Source organism: Nocardia abscessus NBRC 100374 (assembly GCF_000308455.1).
GTDB classification, from domain to species: domain Bacteria; phylum Actinomycetota; class Actinomycetes; order Mycobacteriales; family Mycobacteriaceae; genus Nocardia; species Nocardia abscessus.
On record NZ_BAFP01000039.1, the window covers coordinates 161,898 to 184,739 of the forward strand.

At 70.5% G+C, this 22,842-nt stretch carries 19 protein-coding genes; 13 read left to right on the plus strand and 6 right to left on the minus strand.

The features are described 5' to 3' along the window. Positions 1-136 precede the first annotated feature (136 nt). On the plus strand, positions 137-1,714 hold the full coding sequence (locus tag ON19_RS08030) for an FAD-binding oxidoreductase (protein WP_043688675.1): 1,578 nt from the start codon (positions 137-139) through the stop codon (positions 1,712-1,714). Continuing rightward, positions 1,711-2,646 (plus strand): YegS/Rv2252/BmrU family lipid kinase, encoded by a 936-nt coding sequence (locus ON19_RS08035; protein WP_051168641.1) that lies wholly within the window; start codon positions 1,711-1,713, stop codon positions 2,644-2,646. The genes ON19_RS08030 and ON19_RS08035 overlap by 4 nt, the downstream gene beginning before the upstream one ends. Before the next feature lie 25 nt (positions 2,647-2,671). Here the strand turns inward: ON19_RS08035 and ON19_RS08040 are convergent, their stop codons facing one another. Both ON19_RS08040 and ON19_RS08045 read right to left on the minus strand, forming a co-directional pair. Next, positions 2,672-3,340 (minus strand): TGBp1 family protein, encoded by a 669-nt coding sequence (locus tag ON19_RS08040; protein WP_227954424.1) that lies wholly within the window; start codon positions 3,338-3,340, stop codon positions 2,672-2,674. Between the two features lie 158 nt (positions 3,341-3,498). Continuing rightward, on the minus strand, positions 3,499-4,092 hold the full coding sequence (locus ON19_RS08045) for a helix-turn-helix domain-containing protein (protein ID WP_043688627.1): 594 nt from the start codon (positions 4,090-4,092) through the stop codon (positions 3,499-3,501). Positions 4,093-4,184: 92 nt separating this feature from the next. Here ON19_RS08045 and ON19_RS08050 point away from each other — a divergent pair, with 92 nt between their 5' ends. The 10 genes from ON19_RS08050 to proB all read left to right on the plus strand — a co-directional run bounded on the left by ON19_RS08050 (position 4,185) and on the right by proB (position 18,046). Next, the gene (locus tag ON19_RS08050; protein ID WP_043688628.1) at positions 4,185-5,111 is read left to right on the plus strand and encodes an NAD(P)/FAD-dependent oxidoreductase; all 927 of its coding nucleotides are present in this window, start codon (positions 4,185-4,187) and stop codon (positions 5,109-5,111) included. Between the two features lie 311 nt (positions 5,112-5,422). Then, positions 5,423-8,101 (plus strand): valine--tRNA ligase, encoded by a 2,679-nt coding sequence (locus tag ON19_RS08055; RefSeq protein WP_043688629.1) that lies wholly within the window; start codon positions 5,423-5,425, stop codon positions 8,099-8,101. 77 nt (positions 8,102-8,178) lie between these two features. Beyond that, positions 8,179-9,564, plus strand: a complete 1,386-nt coding sequence (folC, locus tag ON19_RS08060; protein ID WP_043688678.1) for a bifunctional tetrahydrofolate synthase/dihydrofolate synthase — start codon at positions 8,179-8,181, stop codon at positions 9,562-9,564. A gap of 97 nt (positions 9,565-9,661) precedes the next feature. After that, positions 9,662-10,078, plus strand: a complete 417-nt coding sequence (locus ON19_RS08065; protein WP_043688630.1) for a DUF4233 domain-containing protein — start codon at positions 9,662-9,664, stop codon at positions 10,076-10,078. A gap of 153 nt (positions 10,079-10,231) precedes the next feature. Further along, entirely contained in the window at positions 10,232-10,648 is a 417-nt protein-coding gene (gene ndk, locus ON19_RS08070) for a nucleoside-diphosphate kinase (RefSeq protein ID WP_043688631.1), read from the plus strand. 470 nt (positions 10,649-11,118) lie between these two features. Next, entirely contained in the window at positions 11,119-14,334 is a 3,216-nt protein-coding gene (locus ON19_RS08075; RefSeq protein WP_043688632.1) for a translation initiation factor IF-2 N-terminal domain-containing protein, read from the plus strand. A gap of 337 nt (positions 14,335-14,671) precedes the next feature. Further along, complete coding sequence (gene rplU / locus ON19_RS08080; RefSeq protein WP_043688633.1) at positions 14,672-14,983, plus strand: 50S ribosomal protein L21; 312 nt, start codon at positions 14,672-14,674, stop codon at positions 14,981-14,983. 22 nt (positions 14,984-15,005) lie between these two features. Then, positions 15,006-15,272, plus strand: a complete 267-nt coding sequence (rpmA, locus tag ON19_RS08085; protein WP_043688634.1) for a 50S ribosomal protein L27 — start codon at positions 15,006-15,008, stop codon at positions 15,270-15,272. Between the two features lie 122 nt (positions 15,273-15,394). Next, positions 15,395-16,849, plus strand: coding sequence for a GTPase ObgE (gene obgE / locus ON19_RS08090; protein ID WP_043688635.1), 1,455 nt, complete (start codon positions 15,395-15,397; stop codon positions 16,847-16,849). Between the two features lie 69 nt (positions 16,850-16,918). Then, positions 16,919-18,046 (plus strand): glutamate 5-kinase, encoded by a 1,128-nt coding sequence (gene proB, locus ON19_RS08095; RefSeq protein ID WP_043688636.1) that lies wholly within the window; start codon positions 16,919-16,921, stop codon positions 18,044-18,046. An 871-nt stretch (positions 18,047-18,917) separates the two neighbouring features. Here the strand turns inward: proB and ON19_RS08105 are convergent. The 3 genes from ON19_RS08105 to ON19_RS08115 all read right to left on the minus strand — a co-directional run bounded on the left by ON19_RS08105 (position 18,918) and on the right by ON19_RS08115 (position 21,307). Continuing rightward, the gene (locus tag ON19_RS08105; protein WP_043688638.1) at positions 18,918-20,138 is read right to left on the minus strand and encodes a hypothetical protein; all 1,221 of its coding nucleotides are present in this window, start codon (positions 20,136-20,138) and stop codon (positions 18,918-18,920) included. Continuing rightward, positions 20,135-20,509, minus strand: a complete 375-nt coding sequence (locus ON19_RS08110; RefSeq protein ID WP_043688639.1) for a hypothetical protein — start codon at positions 20,507-20,509, stop codon at positions 20,135-20,137. Before ON19_RS08110 ends, ON19_RS08105 begins: the two co-directional genes overlap by 4 nt. A 93-nt stretch (positions 20,510-20,602) precedes the next feature. Next, positions 20,603-21,307, minus strand: coding sequence for an ESX secretion-associated protein EspG (locus ON19_RS08115; protein WP_043688640.1), 705 nt, complete (start codon positions 21,305-21,307; stop codon positions 20,603-20,605). A gap of 271 nt (positions 21,308-21,578) precedes the next feature. On the opposite strand from ON19_RS08115, the gene ON19_RS38770 reads away from it, so the two are divergent. Continuing rightward, positions 21,579-21,932, plus strand: coding sequence for a hypothetical protein (locus ON19_RS38770; protein WP_051168642.1), 354 nt, complete (start codon positions 21,579-21,581; stop codon positions 21,930-21,932). A gap of 43 nt (positions 21,933-21,975) precedes the next feature. Here the strand turns inward: ON19_RS38770 and ON19_RS08125 are convergent. Beyond that, on the minus strand, positions 21,976-22,842 hold an 867-nt coding region (locus ON19_RS08125), incomplete at its 5' end, for a methyltransferase (protein WP_043688641.1).

Genomic DNA, 22,842 nt, shown 5'->3' on the forward strand with positions numbered 1-22,842 from the left:
CAGGAAGAATGGTTCGCATGCTTGTTACTGATTGACAGTCTATGTCAAACTGTAACGCATGGTGGAGACGCAGCAGCACACCGGCGGCGATCCGGCTTCCCCGGCGAAGACCGGCGTGAGCGGATCGGCGGCGGGTATGGTCTGGGATGCCTGGGGAATCCCGGCTGGGCACCAGCCACTGTCGGAGCGAATCCGTGGTCTGCTGACGCAGGTCTTCGGAGTGTCCGGCAATTCGGTGGCGCGCCGCGATGAGGGCGACGTGCCACTGCGCGAATCGGCGCTGACGCAGGCGCGGCAAGCCGGGTTGATCGAGGTGGTCGGCCCCGGCAACGTGTCGACCGACCACCTCGATCGGTTGCGGCACGCCGGGGGAAAGAGCACTCCCGATCTGCTGCGCCGCCGGGCGGACGGCCCGCAGGACGCCCCGGATGCCGTCGTCTTCCCCGCCGATCACGATCAGGTCCTCGCCGTGCTGGCCTACTGCGCGGAGCACGCCGTGGCGGTGGTCCCGTTCGGCGGCGGCACCAGCGTGGTCGGTGGTGTCGATCCCGTGCGCGGTCGTTTCGGCACCGTCATCGCGCTGGACCTGCGCAGGCTCGACGGCGTCACCGGCATCGATCCTATCAGCGGCACCGCCACACTGGGAGCGGGACTCACCGGTCCGCGCGCGGAGGAACTGCTGGGCGCGCACGGCCTTTCGCTCGGCCACTTCCCGCAGAGTTTCGAGTTCGCCACCATCGGCGGCTTCGCGGCCACGCGCTCGTCCGGCCAGGCCTCGGCGGGTTACGGCCGGTTCGACGACATGGTGCAGCGGCTGAAGATCGCCACGCCCAGCGGCGCGCTCGAACTCGGCCGCGCTCCCGCTTCGGCCGCGGGCCCGGACCTGCGCGAGCTGTTCGTCGGTTCGGAGGGCACGCTCGGTGTGATCACCGAGGTCACCGTGCGGGTGCATCCGGTCCCGGAAACCGTCGCGTATCAAGCGTGGTCGTTCCCCGACTTCGGAACCGGCGCCGCCGCCTTGCGCTCGGTGGTGCAGGCGGGCGCGGCGCCGACCGTGCTGCGGCTCTCCGACGAGGCGGAGACCGGGATCAACCTCGCCCGCTCCGGCGATATCGGCGGCAACCCGGTGGCCGGATGTCTGGCCGTCACCACCTTCGAGGGCAGTGCGGCGCATGTCGCCGCGCGCAGCGCCGAAGCGGCCGCTGTGCTGGCCGCGGCGGGCGGCTCGGCCCTGGGCGAGACCCCCGCCCGGGAATGGGAACACGGGCGTTTCGGCGCGCCCTACTTGCGCGACGCGCTGCTGGATGTCGGTGTGCTCTGCGAAACCCTGGAAACCGCCACCACCTGGTCCGATCTGAGCGCCCTGAAGGCGAAGGTGACCGCGGCGCTGTCCGATTCGCTCGGCGCGCAGGGGACGCCGCCCCTGGTCATGTGCCACATCTCGCACACCTACCCGACCGGCGCGTCGCTGTACTTCACCGTCGTCGCCAAGCAACTGGACGACCCGCTGGCCCAGTGGCAGGTCGCCAAGCGCGCCGCGGGCGACGCCATCGTCGCGGCGGGCGGCACCATCACCCACCACCACGCGGTGGGCACCGACCATCGCCCATGGGTGCCGGACGAGGTCGGCGACCTCGGCGTGCGCGTACTGCGCGCGGTGAAGGCCGAGCTCGACCCGGCGGGCATCCTGAATCCCGGAAAGCTGGTGCCGTGACCGAATATTCGCCGGTGCGCAGGCTCACCGTGGTGACCAATCCGCACGGCAGAGGCGGCGATGCGGCGAGCGCCGCGATCGCCCGCCTCCGCGCGGGCGGCACCGAGATCACCGAGGTGTGCGCCCCTTCGGTCGCCGAAACGGTTCGGCAGGTGCGCGACTCGGTCACGGGTGCGGCGCGGCCGGATGCCGTGGTCTGCATCGGCGGCGACGGCCTGATCAACGTGACGTTGCCCGCCGTCGCGGAGACCGGCGTCGCGCTCGGCATGGTTCCTGCGGGGACCGGCAACGATCTGGCCAGGGAACTCGGTGTGCCGACCGACGATCCGGTCGCCGCCGCCGCTGTCGTTTTGGGCGGGCGGACCAGGACGATCGATCTCGGGCGGATCGAGTCGTCCGGGCCGCCCATGTGGTTCGCCACGGTGACCGGCACGGGCTTCGACGCGCGGGTGACCCTGCGCGCCAACGCGATGCGCTGGCCGAAAGGCCGGCTGCGCTACACCGTCGCCGCGCTGGCCGAGATCTCCGGGCGGTTCACCGTGCCCTACCGGGTCGAACTGGTCGGTGCGGTGACCGAAGGGCTGACCAACCCCGGCGCGGGCTCCCTGCTGGAGACCGAGGCGGTGATGGTCGCGGTCGGCAACACCCGCACCTACGGCGGCGGCATGCTGATCTGCCCGGACGCGGTCATGGACGACGGCCTGCTCGACCTGACCGTGGTCGGCGCGTTGTCGCGCAGGGAGATGCTGCGCCTGCTGCCCGCCCTGTCGGCGGGCAAACGCCAGGATCACCCGGAGGTCAGGCAGTTCCGCGCCTCGGCCGTCACGCTCACCGCGACGGGCGCGCCCGCGACCGCGGACGGCGAACCGGCGGGCACCCTGCCGATCACGATCCGCGCGGTCCCCGCGGCGTTGACCGTCCTGGTGCCCTGACCGCCTCGGCGGCAACGCGTGCCGGTCAGCCGAACGTCACGCACCGCAACCGGTCCACGGCCGCGCGGTCGACGATGACCACCGACTGCGACGCACCGGCCGGCGACCGATGCTCGGTCACGACCGCGCGCATGAGTTGCCGCCAGCGCCGCACGTGCAGCCGGAAGGACATGTGATTGATCCGCCTGCCACGGCTGTGCTGACCTGCGCGCGCCACCGCCGCGGGCACATCGAGCATGAGCAGGTGCAGTTCGCGGTCCGCCGCCCAGCGCGCGATCAGTGCCCGTGCCCAGCCGAACGTGCCGCAGTCGTGGATGACCACCGGGCCGGTGACCTCACGCAACGCGGTGCGGATCGCCAGGAAGTGCGCCGCGTGCACCAGCGGACGCCACAGCAGGTAGGGCAGCCACCACAGCCGGGGCCGCCAGCGATTGCGCGCCTGCATCGAGTCGAGCACCAGCACCCCGGCGGCACTGCGCGACGGCGCGTCGGCCGCCGAATCCGCGCCGAAGAACTTGCGCAGCGCGGTGCTCTTGCCCGCACCGGGCACGCCCGCGACGATCAGCGCCGCCGAGACCGGGTACCGGATCTCCTCGATCGCGTGACCGCGGAGATCGTGCAGCGTGTCCGGGACCAGGATCGGCAGCCGGGGTTCCGGGGCGGACGCGGACACGGCTTCGAGCGGGGGGTTCACCCCTCCCAGCGTGCGCAGTGGATACGTGTTCGGCAACCGGGAAAACCCTGGTTTTCGCTGAGGATTCACCGGAGGGGGCGTGCCAGGGGTATCCACCCTCTCCAGGGTCCTGGGTTTTCCCGCATTCGGCAATAACGGACATTTCGGACAATGGTCGTTCATTCGCGTTTCCGGCCCGCCGATCGCGCGCGGAGATGCATTCGTTCGCCCTGGGATCCGAAAAGACTCAGGATTTCCGTCGCGCCACGGCCCGCGCTGCCGAACCAATGCGGTTGACGGGTATCGAATTCCGCCGCCTCGCCGGGGCCGAGCACCAGGTCGTGCTCGCCGAGTACCAGCCGAAGCCGTCCGGACAACACGTAGAGCCACTCGAAACCCTCGTGCACCTTCGGGTCGGGTTCGCCGCGCTCGGGCGGAATGATGATCTTGAACGCCTGTAGCGGCCCCGGCTGCCTGGTGAGCGGGACAATGGTGAGCCCGTTCATCTTCCGTGCTGTGGTGTGCACACGCGGATCGGCGATCTTGGGAGCGGCGACCAGTTCGTCCAGCGGGACCTGGTGGGCCATCGCGATCGGCAGCAGCAACTCCAGGCTGGCCTTTCGCTGACCGGACTCCAGTCGCGAGAGCGTGCTCTTGGAGATCCCGGTGCTTTCCGCCAGCGCGGTGAGTGTGACGTTGCGGCGGGTGCGCAGCGCTTTGAGTCGTGGACCGATGTCGGCGAGAGCCTGGGTGACGGCCGGTGGTGTGGACATCTCACCAGTGCACCGCGTTTTCCCGTTTTTGGCAACATTAGTTGCTGAAGTGCCGTGAACGACTGCACTGTGTCGGTGGAGGTGATCGCGGAATGAGCGAGACATACGATGTGGTGATCGTCGGTGACGGCGCGGCGGGACTGTCCGGGGCGCTGGTCCTGGCCCGGGCGCGGCGGCGAGTCGCGGTGGTCGGGGGCGGTGCGCCGCGCAACGCGCCCGCCGAGCACATGCACGGATTCCTGTCCCGGGACGGGATGCCGCCCGCGCAGCTGCTGGCCCACGGAGCCGCCGAGGCCGCGGGCTACGGCGCGGAACTGATCGATGACGTCGTGATCGACGCGGAGCCGACCGGAGAGTCGGACTACATGCTGCGGCTCGGTGGCGGCGCAACGCTGCGGGCTCGCCGCGTGCTCGTCGCCACCGGGCTGCGCGACGAACTGCCGCAGCTGCCCGGAGTGCGTGAGCGCTGGGGCCGTGACGTGCTGCACTGTCCGTACTGCCACGGCTACGAGGTGCGTGACCAGCCGATCGGCGTGCTCGGCGGGCCGGAACCCGGGGCGCGGGCCCGCGCGGTGCACCTGGCGCTGCTCCTGCCGCAGTGGTCGGACGACGTCATCTTCTTCCCGAACACGATGCCGCTCTCCGACGGTGACCGCGCTCACTTGGACGTACGCGGGGTGCGGGTGCTCGACGGCGAAGTGGCCGGATTCGCCGTGGACGACCGCTTGCGCGGCGTGGAACTGGCCGACGGACGAGCGGTACCGAGGACGGCGATGTTCGTCGCGCCGACCTTCCGTGCCAACGATGCCGTGCTGGTCGCGCTGGGCTGCGCCTTCGACGACAGCGGCTGGGTGGTGACGGACGCGACCGGGCGCACCAGTGTGCCGGGAGTCTGGGCCGCGGGGAATGTCAGCAATCCGGCCGCCCAGGTGATCTCCGCCGCGGGTGCCGGCTCGACCGCCGCGATCGCGATCAACGGCGACCTCGTGCTGGCCGACGCAGGCGCCTTCGCCCGATAAGGGGAATAGCCGGGGTGCAAAATGCCGGAAGCTGAGAATTACTTATGGATTCCGAGTGCCGCCTCGGATCGCCGGTAAGCTTCTGACATAGGCGGAGTGTTCGGTGTCCCTCATCCACCGAAGACTCCGCCTTTCTTTGTCTTCGATGTGGAATACCGCGTGTACGGTTCGTGCCGATCGACGCGACCGCGGTCCTGACGGCGGACCTTGTCCGTTTTTCCGGTGCGGGGCCGACCGGTGAATCCGCGCGAACCGGCGCCCGGGATCGACCGACCCGAAGTGGGTCGATCGGCGCGCTCTAGAATCGCGGGGTGACCAGCGCAGCCCCTGACAACACGCGTAATCGTGCCGATGCCCTCCCCAAGAGCTGGACGCCCAGCGAGGTAGAGGCCGAGATGTACGAGCGCTGGGTAGCCGCTGGCTATTTCACCGCCGACCCGGCCAGCGGCAAGCCCGCCTATTCGATCGTGCTGCCGCCGCCGAACGTCACCGGCACGCTGCACATGGGCCACGCGCTCGACCACACCCTGATGGACACGCTCTCGCGCCGCAAGCGCATGCAGGGTTACGAGGTGCTCTGGCTGCCCGGCATGGACCACGCGGGCATCGCCACCCAGACCGTGGTGGAGAAGCAGCTGGCGGTGGACGGCAAGACGAAGGAAGACTTCGGCCGCGAACTGTTCGTGCAGAAGGTCTGGGACTGGAAGCGCGAGTCCGGCGGGGCCATCCAGTGGCAGATGCGCGCGCTCGGCGACGGCGTGGACTGGAGCCGGGACCGCTTCACCATGGACGAGGGCCTGTCGCGCGCCGTGCAGACCATGTTCAAGCGGCTCTACGACGCGGGCCTGATCTACCGCGCCGAGCGGCTGGTGAACTGGTCGCCCGAACTGCGCACCGCGATCTCCGATATCGAGGTCAAGTACGACGACGTGGAGGGCGAACTCGTCTCGCTGCGCTATGGCTCGCTCGACGACGGCGAGCCGCACGTCGTCGTGGCCACCACCCGGGTGGAAACGATGCTGGGCGACACGGCGGTGGCCGTGCACCCGGAGGACCCGCGTTACCGGGCGCTGATCGGCACCACCCTGGAGCATCCGATCACCGGGCGGCAGATCCCGATCGTCGCCGACGACTACGTCGACCCCGAGTTCGGCTCTGGCGCGGTGAAGATCACGCCCGCGCACGACCCCAACGACTTCGAGATGGGTCTGCGGCACGGGCTGCCGATGCCGACCATCATGGACGAGCGCGGGCGGATCACCGGCACCGGAACCGAATTCGACGGCATGGACCGTTTCGAGGCGCGCGTCAAGGTGCGCGAGCGGCTCGCGCGGGAGGGCCGGGTCGTCGCGGAGAAACGGCCGTACCTGCACAGCGTCGGGCACTCCGAGCGCACCGGCGAGCCGATCGAGCCGCGCCTGTCCATGCAGTGGTGGGTGAAGGTCGAGTCGCTGGCCAAGGCGGCCGGTGACGCCGTGCGCACCGGCGACACCGTGATCCATCCGAAGAGCCAGGAGCCGCGCTGGTTCGGCTGGGTCGACGACATGCACGACTGGTGTATCTCGCGTCAGCTGTGGTGGGGCCACCGCATCCCGATCTGGTACGGCCCCGAGGGCGAAGTGGTGTGCGTCGGGCCGGACGAGGCGGCGCCCGAGGGGTGGGTGCAGGACCCGGACGTGCTCGACACCTGGTTCTCCTCCGGCTTGTGGCCGTTCTCCACGATGGGCTGGCCGCACGCCACCGCCGAACTCGAGAAGTTCTATCCCACGAGCGTTCTCGTCACCGGCTACGACATCCTCTTCTTCTGGGTGGCGCGGATGATGATGTTCGGCACCTACGTCGCCGAGGACGCCGCGCTGACTTCGGGCAAGGGCGGCGAGCGGCAGGTGCCGTTCAAGGACGTGTTCCTGCACGGCCTGATCCGCGACCAGTTCGGCAAGAAGATGTCCAAGTCGCGCGGCAACGGGATCGACCCGCTGGACTGGATCAACGGCTTCGGCGCCGACGCCACGCGGTTCACCCTCGCGCGCGGCGCGCAGCCCGGCGGCGACCTGTCGGTCGGCGAGCCGCACGTGCTCGCCGCACGCAGCTTCGTGACCAAGCTGTTCAACGCGACCAAGTTCGCGCTGATGAACGGCGCGCGGGTCGGCGAGCTGCCCGACCGCGCGCAGCTCACCGACGCCGACCGCTGGATCCTGGACCGGCTGGACGCGGTGCGCGCCGACGCCGACGCCGCGTTCGACGCCTACGAGTTCGGCAAGGCGTGCGAGGCGCTCTACCACTTCGCCTGGGACGAGCTGTGCGACTGGTATCTGGAGCTGGCCAAAGTGCAGTTCGCCGCCGACGGCGCGCGCGCCGAGGCGACCCAGCTGGTGCTCGGTTCGGTGCTCGACGCGGTGCTGCGCCTGCTGCACCCGGTCATCCCGTTCGTCACCGAGTCGTTGTGGCAGGCGCTGACCGGCGGCGAGTCGGTGGTGATCGCCTCGTGGCCGCAGCCCTCCGGCATCTCCGTGGATCAGGAAGCGGCGCAGCGCATCTCCGACACCCAGCGGTTGATCACCGAGATCCGGCGATTCCGCAGCGACCAGGGTCTCGCGGACAAGCAGAAGGTGGCGGCCAAGCTGATCGGGGTGGACGAGGCGGGTCTCGGCGAGCAGGCGGCGTCGGTGGCGAACCTGGCCCGGCTCACCGAACCCGGCGCCGACTTCGCCGCGACCGCGTCGGTAGAGGTCCGCCTGAGCGCCGGGACGGTCACCGTGGAGCTGGACACCTCCGGCGCGGTCGATCTGGACGCCGAACGCCGCAGGCTGGAGAAGGATCTCGCCGCCGCGCAGAAGGAACTGCAGGGCACCGCGGCCAAGCTCGGCAACGAGGCGTTCCTGGCCAAGGCCCCCGACCACGTGGTCGACAAGATCCGCGGCAGGCAGCAGATCGCGTCCGACGAGGTGGCGCGCATCGGGGCGCGACTGGCGGAGTTGAGCGGGAAGTGAACCACGAGCCGGAACCGCAATACGGCGACGACGAGCGCCGTGGCGGCGGGGCGCGGCTCGGGTCCGGGCCCTCGCCGGTGGAGCTGGCCGAGATGGCGCTGGTCGAGGCGGAACTCGACCGGCGCTGGCCGGAAACCAAGATCGAGCCGTCGCTCACCAGGATCGCCACGCTGATGGACCTGCTCGGCTCGCCGCAGCAGAACTACCCGGCGATCCACATCGCGGGCACCAACGGCAAGACCTCGGTGACCAGGATGATCGACGCGCTGCTCACCGCGCTGCACCGGCGCACCGGCCGGATCACCAGTCCGCACCTGCAGCTGGCCACCGAGCGGATCAGCATCGACAACGCGCCGATCACGCCTGCGCGGTATGTGGAGCTCTACCGGGAGTTGCTGCCGTACGTCGAGATGATCGACAAGCAGTCGGCGGCGGCCGGCGGACCGGCCATGAGCAAGTTCGAGGTGCTCACCGGCATGGCCTTCGCCGCTTTCGCCGAGGCGCCGGTCGATGTCGCGGTCGTGGAGACGGGCATGGGCGGCACCTGGGACGCCACCAACGTCGTCGACGGGCAGGTCGCGGTGATCACGCCGATCGGCCTGGACCACACCGACTACCTGGGCCCGGACCTGGCCTCGATCGCGGGAGAGAAGGCCGGGATCATCAAGCGGGCCCCGGACAGCCTGGTGCCGCGCGACAACGTCGCGGTGATCGCGGAGCAGGACCCGGAGGCGATGGAGGTGCTGCTGCGCCGCGCCGTCGAGGTGGACGCGGCGGTCGCGCGGGAAGGTTCCGAGTTCCGCGTGCTGGCCCGCCAGATCGCGGTCGGCGGGCAGCAGCTCGAATTGCAGGGACTCGGCGGGGTGTACGACGACATATTCCTGCCGCTGCACGGCGAGCATCAAGCCCGCAACGCGGTGCTCGCGCTCGCGGCGGTGGAGGCGTTCTTCGGCGCGGGCGCGCAACGGCGGCTCGACATCGACGCCGTGCGCGCCGGTTTCGCGAGCGTCACCAGCCCCGGGCGGCTCGAGCGGATGCGCAGCGCGCCGACCATCTTCATCGACGCCGCGCACAATCCGGCGGGCGCGCGAGCGCTGGCCGCCACGCTCACCGAGGAGTTCGACTTCCGCAAGCTGGTCGGCGTGGTCGCGGTGCTCGGTGACAAGGACGTCGACGGCATCCTCACCGCGCTGGAGCCGGTGTTCGACGAGATCGTCGTCACCAGCAACGGTTCGCCCCGCGCGCTGGACGTGGAGACCCTGGCCGACCGCGCGGTGCAGCGCTTCGGCGACGAGCGCGTGGTCACCGCGATGACGCTGCCCGACGCACTGGAGACCGCGATCGCGATCGCCGAAGAGGTCGGCGAGCCGGGCGAAATGGTGTCCGGGGCCGGTGTGGTGGTCACGGGGTCGGTGGTCACGGCGGGCGCGGCTCGGGCGCTGTTCGGAAAGGACCCGGCGTGAGAGTCGGAACCGAAGGCGGCAGTGTGCGCGACCGCGTCGGGCCCGGCGGCGGCCCGCGCGACCACGTAGGGCCCGCGACTGCCGAGGAGGGCACAGCATGAGCGAATCGGCCGATAAGGACGAGCAGCCGGTACCACCGCCCGCGACCGACCCGTGGAAGGGTTTCCGCGGGGTGATGGCGGGGACCTTGGTGCTCGAGGCGATCGTCGTGCTGCTGGCCTTGCCGGTGGTCGCCGACGTCGGTGGCGGGGTGACCTGGGTGTCCGGCACCTACCTCGTGGCGCTGGCGGTGGTGATGTTCCTCGGGGCCGGCTTGCAGCGCCGGTCCTGGGCGCTGCCGTTCAACCTCGCGTTGCAGGTGTTCGTCCTGCTGGGCGCGTTCATCCATCTGTCCATCGGCGTCATCGGTGTGGTGTTCGGCGTGGTGTGGGGCTTCCTCCTGGTACTGCGCGCCGATGTGCGCGGCCGGATGGAGAAGGGCCTGCTGCCCAGCCAGCGCATCCAGCGGCAGTAGCCGCCTGCCCGCCACGGTTCCGCGCGGCGACCGGCGACGATCGCGCTGGTAGCGGGCCGGTTCGGACCGGCATCGCGCTGCCAACCGCACCGTGAGATCGATCAGTCCGACCGCTGGTGCGGCACCCGGAACCGTGCCGGATAGGCTTGCGCCGTGACTGAGCAGACGTTGGTACTCATCAAGCCGGACGGTGTGGCCCGTGGCCTTGTCGGCGAGGTGCTGGCACGCATCGAGCGCAAGGGCCTGAAGATCGTCGCCCTCGAGCTGAAGCACGTGTCCGAAGAACTGGCCGAGGGCCACTACGCAGAGCACGCCGAGAAGCCGTTCTTCGGCTCTCTGATCGAGTTCATCACCTCGGGTCCGGTCGTCGCGGCCATCCTGGAGGGCCCGCGCGCCATCGCCGCGTTTCGCCAGATCGCCGGCGGCACCGACCCGGTCGAGAAAGCCGTGCCCGGCAGCATTCGCGGAGACTTCGCTCTCGAGACGCAGGAGAACCTGGTCCACGGGTCCGATTCACCCGAATCGGCCAAGCGTGAGATCGCGCTCTGGTTCCCCGAGCGGCCTGCCTGACCGGGTCTCGATCGCCGTGCCCGCGCCGCCGCGACACCTGCGTTCGCGCCGCGGGCCGGACCGAGTCGAGCGCCGATGGCGAACGCCCGGCGCGCGGTGTGGGATACTGGCTTCGGCTGCTTTCGACGCCGACTGTTCGTGCAGGTGCGCGAACGAGACGTGACGAGCGCAGCCGGATGACACCACGGTTCGATGCCGATCATCGCTGCCATGGACAAACGGCCTGGTTATGGGGCCCGCTGTTCGTGCAGGCATGCTGGATGAGCGCTCGATCCGCGGAGTTCAGCCATACAGCCAGGCGCCGCGTGACCAGTTAGCCCGAACGACGAACAACCGAGGAAATAACCGGGCACGCGGGGCGAGACCACTTGACCTCGCGCCCACCGGGTGCGAGTCGAACGGACAGCGCCCCCGCGTCGGCCGCGTCACTCCCGCCGGGAGGGACGCGCCCGGGGGCCCGAGGAGACTTCGTGGCCGATCAAGAGCCGCTGGAAACAACATCACAGGATGCCGAACAATTGCCGGAGCGAATCCGAGTTCATGCACTCGCCAAGCTGCTGGGGGTAACGAGCAAGCGCATCCTGGCCAAGCTGACCGAGATGGGGGCCGACGCGCGTAGCGCGCAGTCGAACGTCGACCGGGCGGTCGCGGAGTCGGTGCGCGACGCCTTGGTGACCGTCGAGGCGGCCGCCGAGCAGCCCGCCGCGCAGGCGGAGGCCCCCGCCCCGGCGCAGCCACCTGAGCCCGCCGACGAGGCCCCCGCCCCGGCTGCGGCCGAGCAGGCGGAACCGGCCCCGGAAGCGCGAACCGAGACCCCGTTCACCGGTGTGGGCGTCATCTTCTCCGCACCGGATGTGGTGAGCGCCACACAGCCGTCTACCGGCGCCGCGGCGGCCCCGCCCACCCAGCTCTTCACGCACTCGGTGCGCCCGGAGCCGGAGCCGGTCGCCCCGGCGGTGTTCGAGTCCGCCGCCGTCGTGCAGGCCCCGCTGTTCCTGCCGCCGGATGCCGCGGCCGCCGAGGCGGCGCGCAGACAGCGGCGCGCCGAGCGCGAAGCCCGGCGCACCGAAGAGGCCGCGACCGAGCCCGTCGAGCCCGCGCCCCCGCCCGAGCCCGTCGAGGACGACACCGAGGCAGGCGAGGACGAGACCGAGTCGGCCGACCAGCAGGGTGACGCCGACGGCCAGCCGCGCCGCAGGCGCCGTGGCCGCCGTGGCCGCGGCCGTGGCCGGGGCGAGCAGCAGTCCGACGGTGACGGCGATGGCGACGGCGAGGAAAGCGAGTCGGAGACCGAGACCGAGGACGAGTCGGCTCCCGAGACCACCGAGGCCGCCGAGGCGACGGAATCCGGCGAGACCGCCGAGGGCGAGGACGAGGACGGCGTGCCGGAAGGCTCCAGCCGTCGCCGCCGGCGCCGTCGTCGCCGCAAGGTGGCGGGCGACTCCGGCGAGAACGAGCCCGCCGACGACGATCCGCCCAACACGGTCGTGCACGAGCGCGAACCGCGCAACAAGAGCCGCAGCCGTGTCGCGGTCGACGAGGTCCAGGGCATCACCGGCTCCACCCGGTTGGAAGCCAAGCGGCAGCGCCGTCGCGACGGGCGCGAGGCGGGCCGCCGCCGTCCGCCGATCCTGACCGAGTCGGAGTTCCTGGCCCGGCGCGAAGCGGTGGACCGGGTCATGGTCGTGCGTGAGAAGTCCTTCCCGGACCACCCCACCGCGACCCAGGTGGCCGTGCTCGAGGACAACGTCCTGGTCGAGCACTTCGTCACGAGCACCGGCTCGGCGTCCATGGTCGGCAACGTCTACCTGGGCCGGGTGCAGAACGTGCTGCCCAGCATGGAGGCGGCGTTCGTCGACATCGGACGCGGCCGCAACGGCGTGCTGTACGCCGGTGAGGTCAACTGGGAGGCCGCTGGGCTCGGCGGCAAGGAGCGCAAGATCGAGCAGGCGCTCAAGCCGGGCGACCAGGTGCTGGTCCAGGTGAGCAAGGATCCGGTCGGCCACAAGGGCGCCCGCCTGACCACGCAGATCAGCCTGGCCGGACGGTTCCTGGTGTACGTGCCGGGTGGCACCTCCACCGGGATCAGCCGCAAGCTGCCCGACACCGAGCGCAAGCGTCTGAAGGAGATCCTGCGCGACATCGTGCCTGCCGACGCCGGTGTGATCATCCGCACCGCCTCCGAAGGCGTCAGCGAAACCGAGCTGGCCCGCGACGTGGACCGGCTGCAGGCGACCTGGCGTACGATCCAGGAGCAGACGGGCAAGGACAACAACGCGCCCAAGACCCTCTACGAGGAGCCCGACCTCCTGGTCAAGGTCATCCGCGACCTGTTCAACGAGGACTTCTCCAGGCTGGTCATCGAAGGCGACCGGGCCTGGAGCACGGTCGAGAAGTACATCGGCACCGTCGCGCCGGACCTGCTCGCCCGGGTCTCCCGGCACGACAACAACGGCGTCGACGTGTTCGAGACCTACCGGATCGACGAGCAGCTGGCCAAGGCGCTGGATCGCAAGGTGTGGCTGCCCTCGGGCGGCACCCTGGTGATCGACCGCACCGAGGCCATGACGGTGATCGACGTGAACACCGGCAAGTTCACCGGTTCCGGCGGCAGCAACCTGGAGGAGACGGTCACCAGGAACAACCTGGAGGCGGCCGAGGAGATCGTGCGCCAGATGCGGCTGCGCGACATCGGCGGCATGATCGTGGTCGACTTCATCGACATGGTGCTCGAGTCCAACCGCGACCTGGTGCTGCGCCGCCTGACCGAGGCGCTGGGCCGGGACCGCACCCGCCACCAGGTGTCCGAGGTCACCTCGCTGGGCTTGGTCCAGATGACCCGCAAGAAGCTGGGCACCGGACTGGTCGAGGCGTTCTCCACCACCTGCGAGCACTGCCACGGTCGCGGCATCCTCGTGCACGCCTACCCGGTGGAGCCCGGCTCCGGCGAAGAGGCCGCCGGGCGTACCCGGGAGAGCGGTTCGCGCAGGCGCCGTGGCCGGGACAAGGGTGCGGCCGCGCCCGCGCAGGCTCAGCCCGCGAACGGGTCCGGTCCCGCAGTCGAACAGACCGAGGAGGAAGCGGCCGTCAAGCGGGCGCATCCGGTGGCGCTGGCGATGGCCGCGCACCACTCCGACGAGCCCGAGCAGGAACCGGCCGAGGCCGCGACGCGGTCGTCGGTCGCCGAGGAGACGGTCGAGGCCGGGAGCGCCGAAGGCGCCGTCGCCGGGGAACGGGTGGTCGCGGAAACGGTCGAGGCCGCGGTCGCGGTGCCCGCCGAGGAGCCGGAGACCGAGCCCGTCGAGGTCGTCGAGCAGGTCGAGAAGATCGAACCGGTGCGGAGGAAGAAGGCCGCCACCGTCCGCCGTGCCGCTGACGAGCCCGAGCCGGTTGCCGAGCCTGCCCCGGTCACCGAGGCGGCTCCGGCCGCCGAGGTCGGTGCGCAGGCGTCCACCAACGGTGTCGCCGAACCCGAACCGGCCCGTCCGGCGCGTCGCCGACGGGTTGCCCGTTCGGCTGCCGCGCCTGCCGCGGACAGCTCGGGAGCGGTGTTCGTGCTGCCCACCGGGGAGCAGGCGCCCACGCCCGCGGTCGACTACTCCCAGCCGCAACCGGCCGAATTGCCGCAGCGCAACCGGCCACGCAGGCGGGCGGTCGGCCGCCCGGCAGGTGCGCCGGACGCGTAGGACCGAGTCGTCACTCACCTCACGTGGCCCCCGCCGGACTCTCCGGCGGGGGTCACTGCGTCCCGCCGGCGAACCGGTGGCATGCCGGTAGGGCACGCTCGGACGCCGGTTTGGTCGTCGCGGTAGCCGTCCTGTAATCTTGGACAGTCGCTGCCCGGTGACAACATATTTTGTCTTCGTGGCCCGGTTCTCGACAGTTCGATACCGAGGGTCACCAGGCGCCGAGGCGGTGGCGATTACCAGACCAGTCGTGTGGCGGTTTCCGGTGGCATCAAACCGGAGGAGTCGCCGCGTGAACGAGTGCCGAGCACAATAGAGGAAGAAGGGCAGCCGACCGATGGCAACGTACGCGATCGTCAAGACCGGCGGAAAGCAGTACAAGGTCGCGGTCGGTGACCTGGTGAAGGTCGAGAAGATCGAGGGTGCGCCGGGCACCGCCGTGGCGCTGGATCCGGTTCTCGTCGTCGACGGCGCCGAGCTGACCACCGACGCCGCGAAGCTGGCCGAAGTCTCCGTGGCCGCCGAGGTGGTCGAGCAGACCAAGGGCCCGAAGATCCGCATCCACAAGTTCAAGAACAAGACCGGCTACCACAAGCGCCAGGGTCACCGTCAGCCGCTGACGGTCCTGAAGGTCACCGGCATCAAGTAAGACATCCCGAGGAGAACCAGCTATGGCACACAAGAAGGGCGCGTCCAGCTCCCGGAACGGACGCGATTCCAACGCCCAGCGACTCGGCGTCAAGCGCTTCGGCGGCCAGACGGTCAAGGCGGGCGAGATCCTGGTGCGTCAGCGCGGCACCCACTTCCACCCCGGCGTGAACGTCGGCCGTGGCGGTGACGACACCCTGTTCGCCCTTTCGGCGGGCGCGGTCGAGTTCGGTACCAAGCGTGGACGCAAGACCGTCAACATCGTGGCCCCGGAGCCGGTTCAGGCCTGACCGCCGAACCACTTCCGGATATACAGCGAGCGGGTCAGGGTCTCGGAACCCTGGCCCGTTTTTCGTGTTCTCGAACGACCAGCCCCGAGTACGACCAGTCCCGAAGGAGGATGATTCGGCGTATGTCCAAGTTCATCGACCGTGTCGTACTGCATGTGCGTGCGGGTAACGGCGGCCATGGCTGTGCCTCGGTGCACCGCGAGAAGTTCAAGCCGCTCGGCGGGCCGGACGGCGGCAACGGCGGCAACGGCGGAGACGTGATCCTCGAGGTCGACGCCAACGTGCACACCCTGCTGGACTTCCATTTCCACCCGCACGCGAAGGCGGGCAACGGCAAACCGGGTGAGGGCGGCAACCGCGACGGCAAGCAGGGCGGCGACCTGGTGCTGCAGGTGCCCAACGGCACCGTGGTGCTCGACGACGACGGCAAGGTGCTGGTCGACCTGGTAGGTGCGGGCAACCGGTTCATCGTCGCCCGCGGCGGCCGCGGCGGGCTCGGCAATGCGTCGCTGGCCTCGAAGGCCCGCAAGGCGCCGGGTTTCGCGCTGCTCGGCGAGGACGGCGAAGAGCTCGATCTGGTTCTGGAGCTGAAGTCGGTGGCCGATGTCGGGCTGGTCGGCTTTCCCTCCGCGGGCAAGTCCTCGCTGGTCTCGGTGCTGTCGGCGGCCAAGCCGAAGATCGCCGACTACCCGTTCACCACGCTGGTTCCCAATCTCGGCGTCGTCGCCAGCGGCGACACCACCTTCACCGTCGCCGATGTACCCGGCTTGATCCCGGGGGCCAGCGAGGGCCGCGGCCTGGGGCTGGACTTCCTGCGGCACCTCGAGCGCTGCGCGGTGCTCGCCCATGTGGTGGACTGCGCGACGCTGGAGCCGGGGCGCGACCCGGTGTCCGACGTCGAAGCACTCGAGGCCGAACTCGCCGCCTACAAGCCCGCGCTGAGCGCGGACGCCGTACTCGGCGACCTGGCCGACCGGCCGCGCGTGGTGATCTTGAACAAGATCGACGTGCCCGACGCTGCCGAACTGGCCGAAATGGTGACTCCGGAGTTCACCGAGCGGGGCTGGCCGGTGTTCGAGATCTCCGCGGTGAGCCGGGCGGGCCTGCGCCCCTTGACTTTCGCCCTCGCCGAGCTGGTGCGCAGGTACCGCGAGGAGCATCCGCAGGCGGCGCCCAAGCGTCCGGTCATCCGTCCGATCGCGGTGGACCAGGCAGGCTTCAGCGTGATCGCCGACCCGGAGGAGCCGGGCGGTTTCATCGTGCGCGGCACCCGGCCCGAGCGCTGGGTGCGACAGACCCAATTCGACAACGACGAGGCCGTCGGTTATCTGGCCGACCGTCTGGCCCGCTTGGGCGTGGAGGACGAGCTGGTGAAGCTGGGCGCCGAGCCGGGAGCACCGGTGACCATCGGCGCCGTGACGTTCGAGTGGGAGCCGCAGATCTCGGCGGGCATCGACATGGTGCCCACCGGGCGCGGCACCGACATCCGGCTGGAGCAGTCCGACCGGGTGAGCGCGGCCGAGCGCAAGCACGCGTCGCGGGTGCGCCGCGGGCTGGTCCAGGACGACGAGGAGTAGGGCAACCGCCCTGACTACCGTGGATTCGATTGTGGTGCAGGGAGTTCGGTGGCGATGCAGGTAAGGTCTATGTCCGCCGAGGCGGATTCGCCGGGCCTGAGCGACGCCCGGCTGGCGATCGCGGCGGCGCGCCGGGTCGTGGTGAAGATCGGTTCGTCGGCGCTGACCAGTCTGAAGGGCGGCCTGGACACCGCGCGGCTGGATCGGCTCGCCGACGCGGTGGAGGCGCGGATGCGTGCCGGATCAGATGTGGTCGTGGTGTCCTCCGGCGCGATCGGCGCGGGTATCGCCCCGCTCGGCCTGTCCAGCCGTCCGCGTGATCTGGCGACCAAACAGGCCGCCGCGAGCGTCGGGCAGCTGGCGCTCGCGCACGCCTGGGGCACCTCGTTCGCCCGCTACGGCCGCACGGTCGGCCAGGTGCTCTTGAGCGCCGACGACTTCGCGCGCCGCGAGCACCACCGCAACGCGCAGCGCACCCTCGATCGCCTGCGCTCGCTCGGCGCGGTGGCCGTGGTGAACGAGAACGACACCGTCGCGACGGAAGAGATCCGCTTCGGCGACAACGACCGGCTCGCCGCGCTGGTCGCCCACCTGGTGGGCGCCGACGCGCTCGTGCTGCTGTCGGATGTGGAAGGGCTGTACGACGGCGACCCTCGCAAGGGCGCGGCCACGCTGATTCCCGAGGTGCGCAGCAGCGCCGACCTGGACGGCGTCATCGCGGGCAGCGGGGGCGCGCTCGGCACCGGTGGCATGGCGTCCAAGTTGTCGGCGGCGCGCTTGGCCGCGGACGCGGGCGTGCCGGTGCTGCTGGCCGCCGCCGCCTCGGCCGCCGACGCTCTGACCACCGGCACCGTCGGCACCGCGTTCGCCGCACGCCCGGTACGGTTGTCCGCCCGGAAGTTCTGGGTCCGGCACGCCGCGGACAGCCGCGGCGCGCTGCTCATCGACGACGGCGCCGTCCAAGCGGTGGCGCACCGGCGCCGGTCGCTGCTCGCGGCCGGGATTGTGGGCGTCCGGGGCCGCTTCTACGGCGGCGACGTGGTGGATCTGGTGGCCCCCGACAACCGGATCGTCGCCCGGGGCGTGGTCGAATACGACAGCACCGAACTGGCAGGCATGCTCGGCCGCTCCACCGCCGAACTCCCCGACACGATGCAGCGTCCCGTCATCCACGCCGACGACCTGGTCAAGGTCTGATCGCACAGCGAATGCCAGGCCGAGTGGGCCACGCGGATCCCCGCGTTCGCTCGGTCGCGGCACGACCCATGACCGAGAATCCATTCGGTCGTGCACCCGCAAGCATGATTCGCGAGCGGTGGACCTCCGGCGAGCGCTGGTCGCTGGCGGACTGTCGTGGCGCGGCGAGCAGGACCAGGTCTGGCAGTTCGCGAACCGGCTGACACCACGGTGTGCTGTGGTGGCCGAGGCCGTCGAGAAGGCGTGGCGGCGGCATCCGTATGCGGGTGCGCTGCGGCCGAATGTCTGCGGCTGTACGTGAGTGTGGCGTGATCGTGCGGTACGGGTCGCGGACCGGTATGGGGTTTGTCTCTGTCGGTTCCTGACGAGGGCCTGCGGTGGTGCGGGAGGGGTCGTGGCAGGTCGATCCCGGCTTCGCTCGATCTTCGATGCCGTACGACTTCTGTGATGGGTGGGTCTCGGTTGTAGCAGGACACGGCCATGCACGGGATCGACCCGTCGGCCATCGAATGGGTGCGGTGCTCCGTGGCGGACGCGGCCCGGCGATGGACACCACTCGCCTGGCCTCGCTCGGCTACGACTTGGTGCTGGTCGCCCGCGACGAGCAGCGTCTCGCCGCCCACGGTCCGCCGGGCGCGTCGCGCATTGTGCCTGTCGCTACCGAATGCGCTGGGGTCGAGCGTTTTCGGCGCATATCAGGGATCGCGGTGATCGCGCGATGGGTCGGCCGCGTTGCCGGTGGAGCGCCGTGGTTGTCAGCCGGAGCGGGACGCGACAGTTCGCGGCGGCCGTCGGCCAGAACTGTGCCGCCGTCCTGGCCGAGAACTGCCGACCGCCACCGCCGTGGTGACGGTGGTTCGAGGATCGGCCGTCAGGACGGGACGACGCCGGGTTGGTTGGTCGTGGGTATCTGCTGTTGGTTGCCTTCCACCGGGCCGGTGACGCCGGGTTGGCCACCGGGGTCGGGCAGCGGGACCTCGGGTCTGGCTGGGCCGGGAACCGGGGGCTGCGCGGGTGGGGCGGGGGGCGGGCTCGGTGGCTGGGTCTGGGGCGGGCTCGGCGGTTCCGGGCTCGGCGGTGCAGGTGGAGGAGGCGGTGCCGATGAACTCGGTGGTGGGGCTGGTTCGGGGCTCGGCGGTGCAGGTGGAGGAGGCGGTGCCGATGAGCTCGGCGGCTGCACGGGCTCCGGGATATTCGGTGTGGGAGAAGGACTCGGTGGCGTCGGTGTGGCGGGCGGCGTCTGCTGCGTCGGCGGAGCCGGCTGGGGGGACGGTGTCGGCTCCTGGGACGGTGTGGGCTGCGGCGTCGGTGTCTGGGTGGACGGCGCCTGCTGCGGCGGGGGAGCCTGCTGTGTGGGTGGCGCCGAAGGGGGCTGCTGAGTCTCCGGCTTCGCCTGGGCGGGCGGTGCCGGATTGTGCGACGGCTCGGACGATTCCGGCGCGGCAGGTGCCGGTCGCGGTGTCTCCGGCGACCATTGGCCGTTCGGCGACGTTTGCTCGGGCGTGGCGTACCCAGGCGCGCCAGGGGACACCGACCGCGGCGCGGACGGCGCCGTTATCGCGGGGGGCGGGGGCAGCGCGGGCACGGCTGTTCCCGCCGCGGAATAGGCGGGTTTGTAGACCATGTTCATCGCGAGCACGGCCTCCTGGCGCATCGCCTCCTGCGCCATCTGCGCGTTGATGACGTGCGCTGCTTCCAGCAGTTGCGCGATCGCGCCGACGGGTCCGGAAGCGCCGGGCGGCACCACCGCCAGTTTCACCGCCTCGGCGGCCGCGGCCACCCCGCCGAGCCGGGCGCCCACCTGGCCGAGCACGGCGGCCAGCTCGTCGGCCGACGCGGCGAAACTGCGGGCGGATGCCTGGGCGGCGTCGGCCGCGGCGCCTTGCCATTCGGCCGAGCCCATCACGCGGTCCACACCGCCGCGGGTGAGCGGGAACGAGGTGGTGAGCGCCCCGGCCACCTCGAGCCAGGTCGTCGAGGCGCGTAGCACCTGCGCCGCGTCGATCTGCTGTGCCTTCGCGTAGATCTCCTCGTGCCGCAGCGACTCGAAGTGCTCCATCGAGCTGATGTAGGTGGGATCGGAGCCGGTCATCGGGGCAACCTCGTCCCGACCGCGCGCAGGGCGGCGGCGCCGGCGGCGTCGGCCTCTTCGAACAGTCCTCCGCTGATCAAGAACGCTTCCTTCATGCGGTAGGCCGCCTCGATGTAGTGGTCGAGCAGCGCTGCCGCGTCGCGCGCCTTGTGACTGAAGCCCGCCTGCAACTGCTGGGCGGAGACGAAACCACCGAAACCTCCTAGGTCCGCGGCGGATTCGAGGCGTTGCTGTAGGTGGATCAGCCGATCGGCCTGCCGTTCGTACATGTCGGCGCATTGCCGAGCCGCCGCCGGATCGAACTGGACGGTCCCGGCCTGCGCGGCCTCCTTGAATCGCGCGATATCAGCTCGGCTGGTCTCGATCGTCATCGCTCACCCCTGAGATCGGTCGGTCCGCCCAAGACTAACCGGAAGCCGAGTGCCGGGTCAGCAATAGTCGGCGCCCACGGCCGCGAAAACAAGTTATACCGGGATGCGCTTTTGCAATTGGATGGCGATCTGCTCGGCGGAGGCGGGGGCGATGCGCACTTCGTCGCCCGCTTTGATCAGGTATCTTCCGTCGTTCCGCACGTCGACCCAGGTGTAGTGGATCGGCGGTGGCGGCGTCGGACGATCGAGCCGCGGTTCGATTCTGATATGACCTTCGGCGGTGTGCGGCTCGAGCAGCAGCTTGCGAATACGCGGCGCGGCCTGCTGGTGCGCGCGCACCGTCTCCTGGTCGCGCACCGCGTCGCCGGACGCGGCCCGGGCGGGTTCGCGTCCCGCGGGGGTCTTCGGCAGCAGCGCCGCGATCCGGCGGCCGAGTTTCGCGCTGTGCCCGATCGAAATACGCACGTGCCCACCGAAATCCGGGCTCGCGCCGGGTTCCTGCACCGCGAGCACGGCGCGGTCGTAGATGGCGGCGGCCAGCAGCCGCAGTTCGCTGCCCGGCTGGTGCGCGCCGCCGATCGCCACGATCCTGGTGTGCGGCTTGGCCAGAATGCGCAGGCAAGCCGAGAGGTCGGGGTCGGAGCCGACCGGCAGCCGCTCGGCGAGGATGATGCGCAACTTCTCCGCCTCGTCCTCGGTGCGGGGCGTCTCCAGGATGCGCAGCGGGTACGGGTGTCGATCCAGGTCGGTCTCGCGCCAGATATGGGCGAACTCGTCCGGAGTGAAGGTCCATTCCACGGCCGCATCACATCCTCACGAACCCGCCGATGCTGCTCGTAGCCTAGCGGTTCCGACGCCGGGACCGCAGATCTCTCACGCGGGCACGCTACGGCCCCGGCGGATGTGACCGGTATCCAGCCTGAAAAACCGTGGTTTCGTGACGGTGTCGCGCTCGACCGCGCCCTCCGATTCTGCTGGAATATTCCGAAAGGGTTCGGGGACGCACAGGGGGCGAAACCCCCGCACGGCAACAACCGGGTACGGCCGAGATCTGCCGAGGAGGATTGCGGTGCACACCATGATGCGGCGCGTGGGCGCGGGAACAGGTCTGCTGTTTTTGGTCGGCGGTGTCGTGTTGGCCGGAGCCGGGCCCGCCGCCGCCGAGCCGACCGGCTGCTACGTCGACCGTGGCGTCACCGACGCGGCCGCCCTGTGCCACAGCGGCGAGGGCGTGTCGGTGCTGGAGGCCGAGTGCTTCGGTCTTCTCCTGCCGTCGGTGCGGTCCGGGCCGGTGTTCGGCTACTACAGCGGCTTCGAGTCTCAGGAGACGCCGGTCGGCAAGCCGATGCGCGTCACCTGCATGGCCGACGGCGCCGTAGGGATCGCCACCCTGGCGTTCGTCGTCCCCGCCCCGGCGTTGTAGCGGGAAACTCGTTCGACCGGACCGGGTGTCGCCGTTCGAGCGGTCAACTCGGCCGGGCCTCCAGCACGTTGTCCGGAGAGGCTGTCGGCACGCACCGGATCAGCGTGAAGCCGTGCCGGGCCAGGAACTCCCGGTACTCGGCCTCGGTCCGTTCCCGGCCGCCCGCATTGACCAGCATCTCCAGGTCGATGAATTTGCTCGGGTGCGGTGCGGTGTGCTCGGGGACGACCAGTTCGACGATCAGCAACCGGGCGCCGGGAGCCATGGCCGCTCGCAGCGTGCGCAGAATTCGCGCCGCGTCCGGTTCGGCCCAGTCGTGCAGGATGTGCTTGAGGATGTAGGCGTCGCCGCCTTCGGGGACCCGGTCGAAGAACGATCCGCTCTCCACCGCGCAGCGTTCGGCGAGGCCGAGCTCGGCGAGCCGGGCGGGCGCCGAGGCGACCACCTCGGGCAGGTCGAAGAGGACGCCGCGCGATCGGGGCGCACGGCGCAGGATTTCGGTGATCAGCGTTCCTTCGCCGCCGCCGACGTCGACCAGGGTCTCGTAGCGGCCGAAATCGTAGGCGGCCAGCAGCGGTTCCATCGCCAGGGTGGCGATGCTGGTCATCGCTCGGTCGAACAGCTCGCCCAGTTCGCGGTCGTGCTGGACGTATTCGAAGAACGGCATCCCGTCCAGCTTCTCGCCGACCGGCTCGCCGGTGCGCACGGCCTCGACCAGGTGCGACCAGTGGTTGCGGTGACCGGGCGAACCGAAGAACAGCACCGCGTCGCGCAACGACACGTCCGCGTCGCGGCGCAGAGCCCGCGCCATCGGCGTCAGCGCGTAGCGTCCGTCGCGCCGCTGAGTGAAGATGCCGTGACTGATCAGCAGCCGCAGCAACCGGCGCAACGCGTCCTCGTCGGCGCCGAC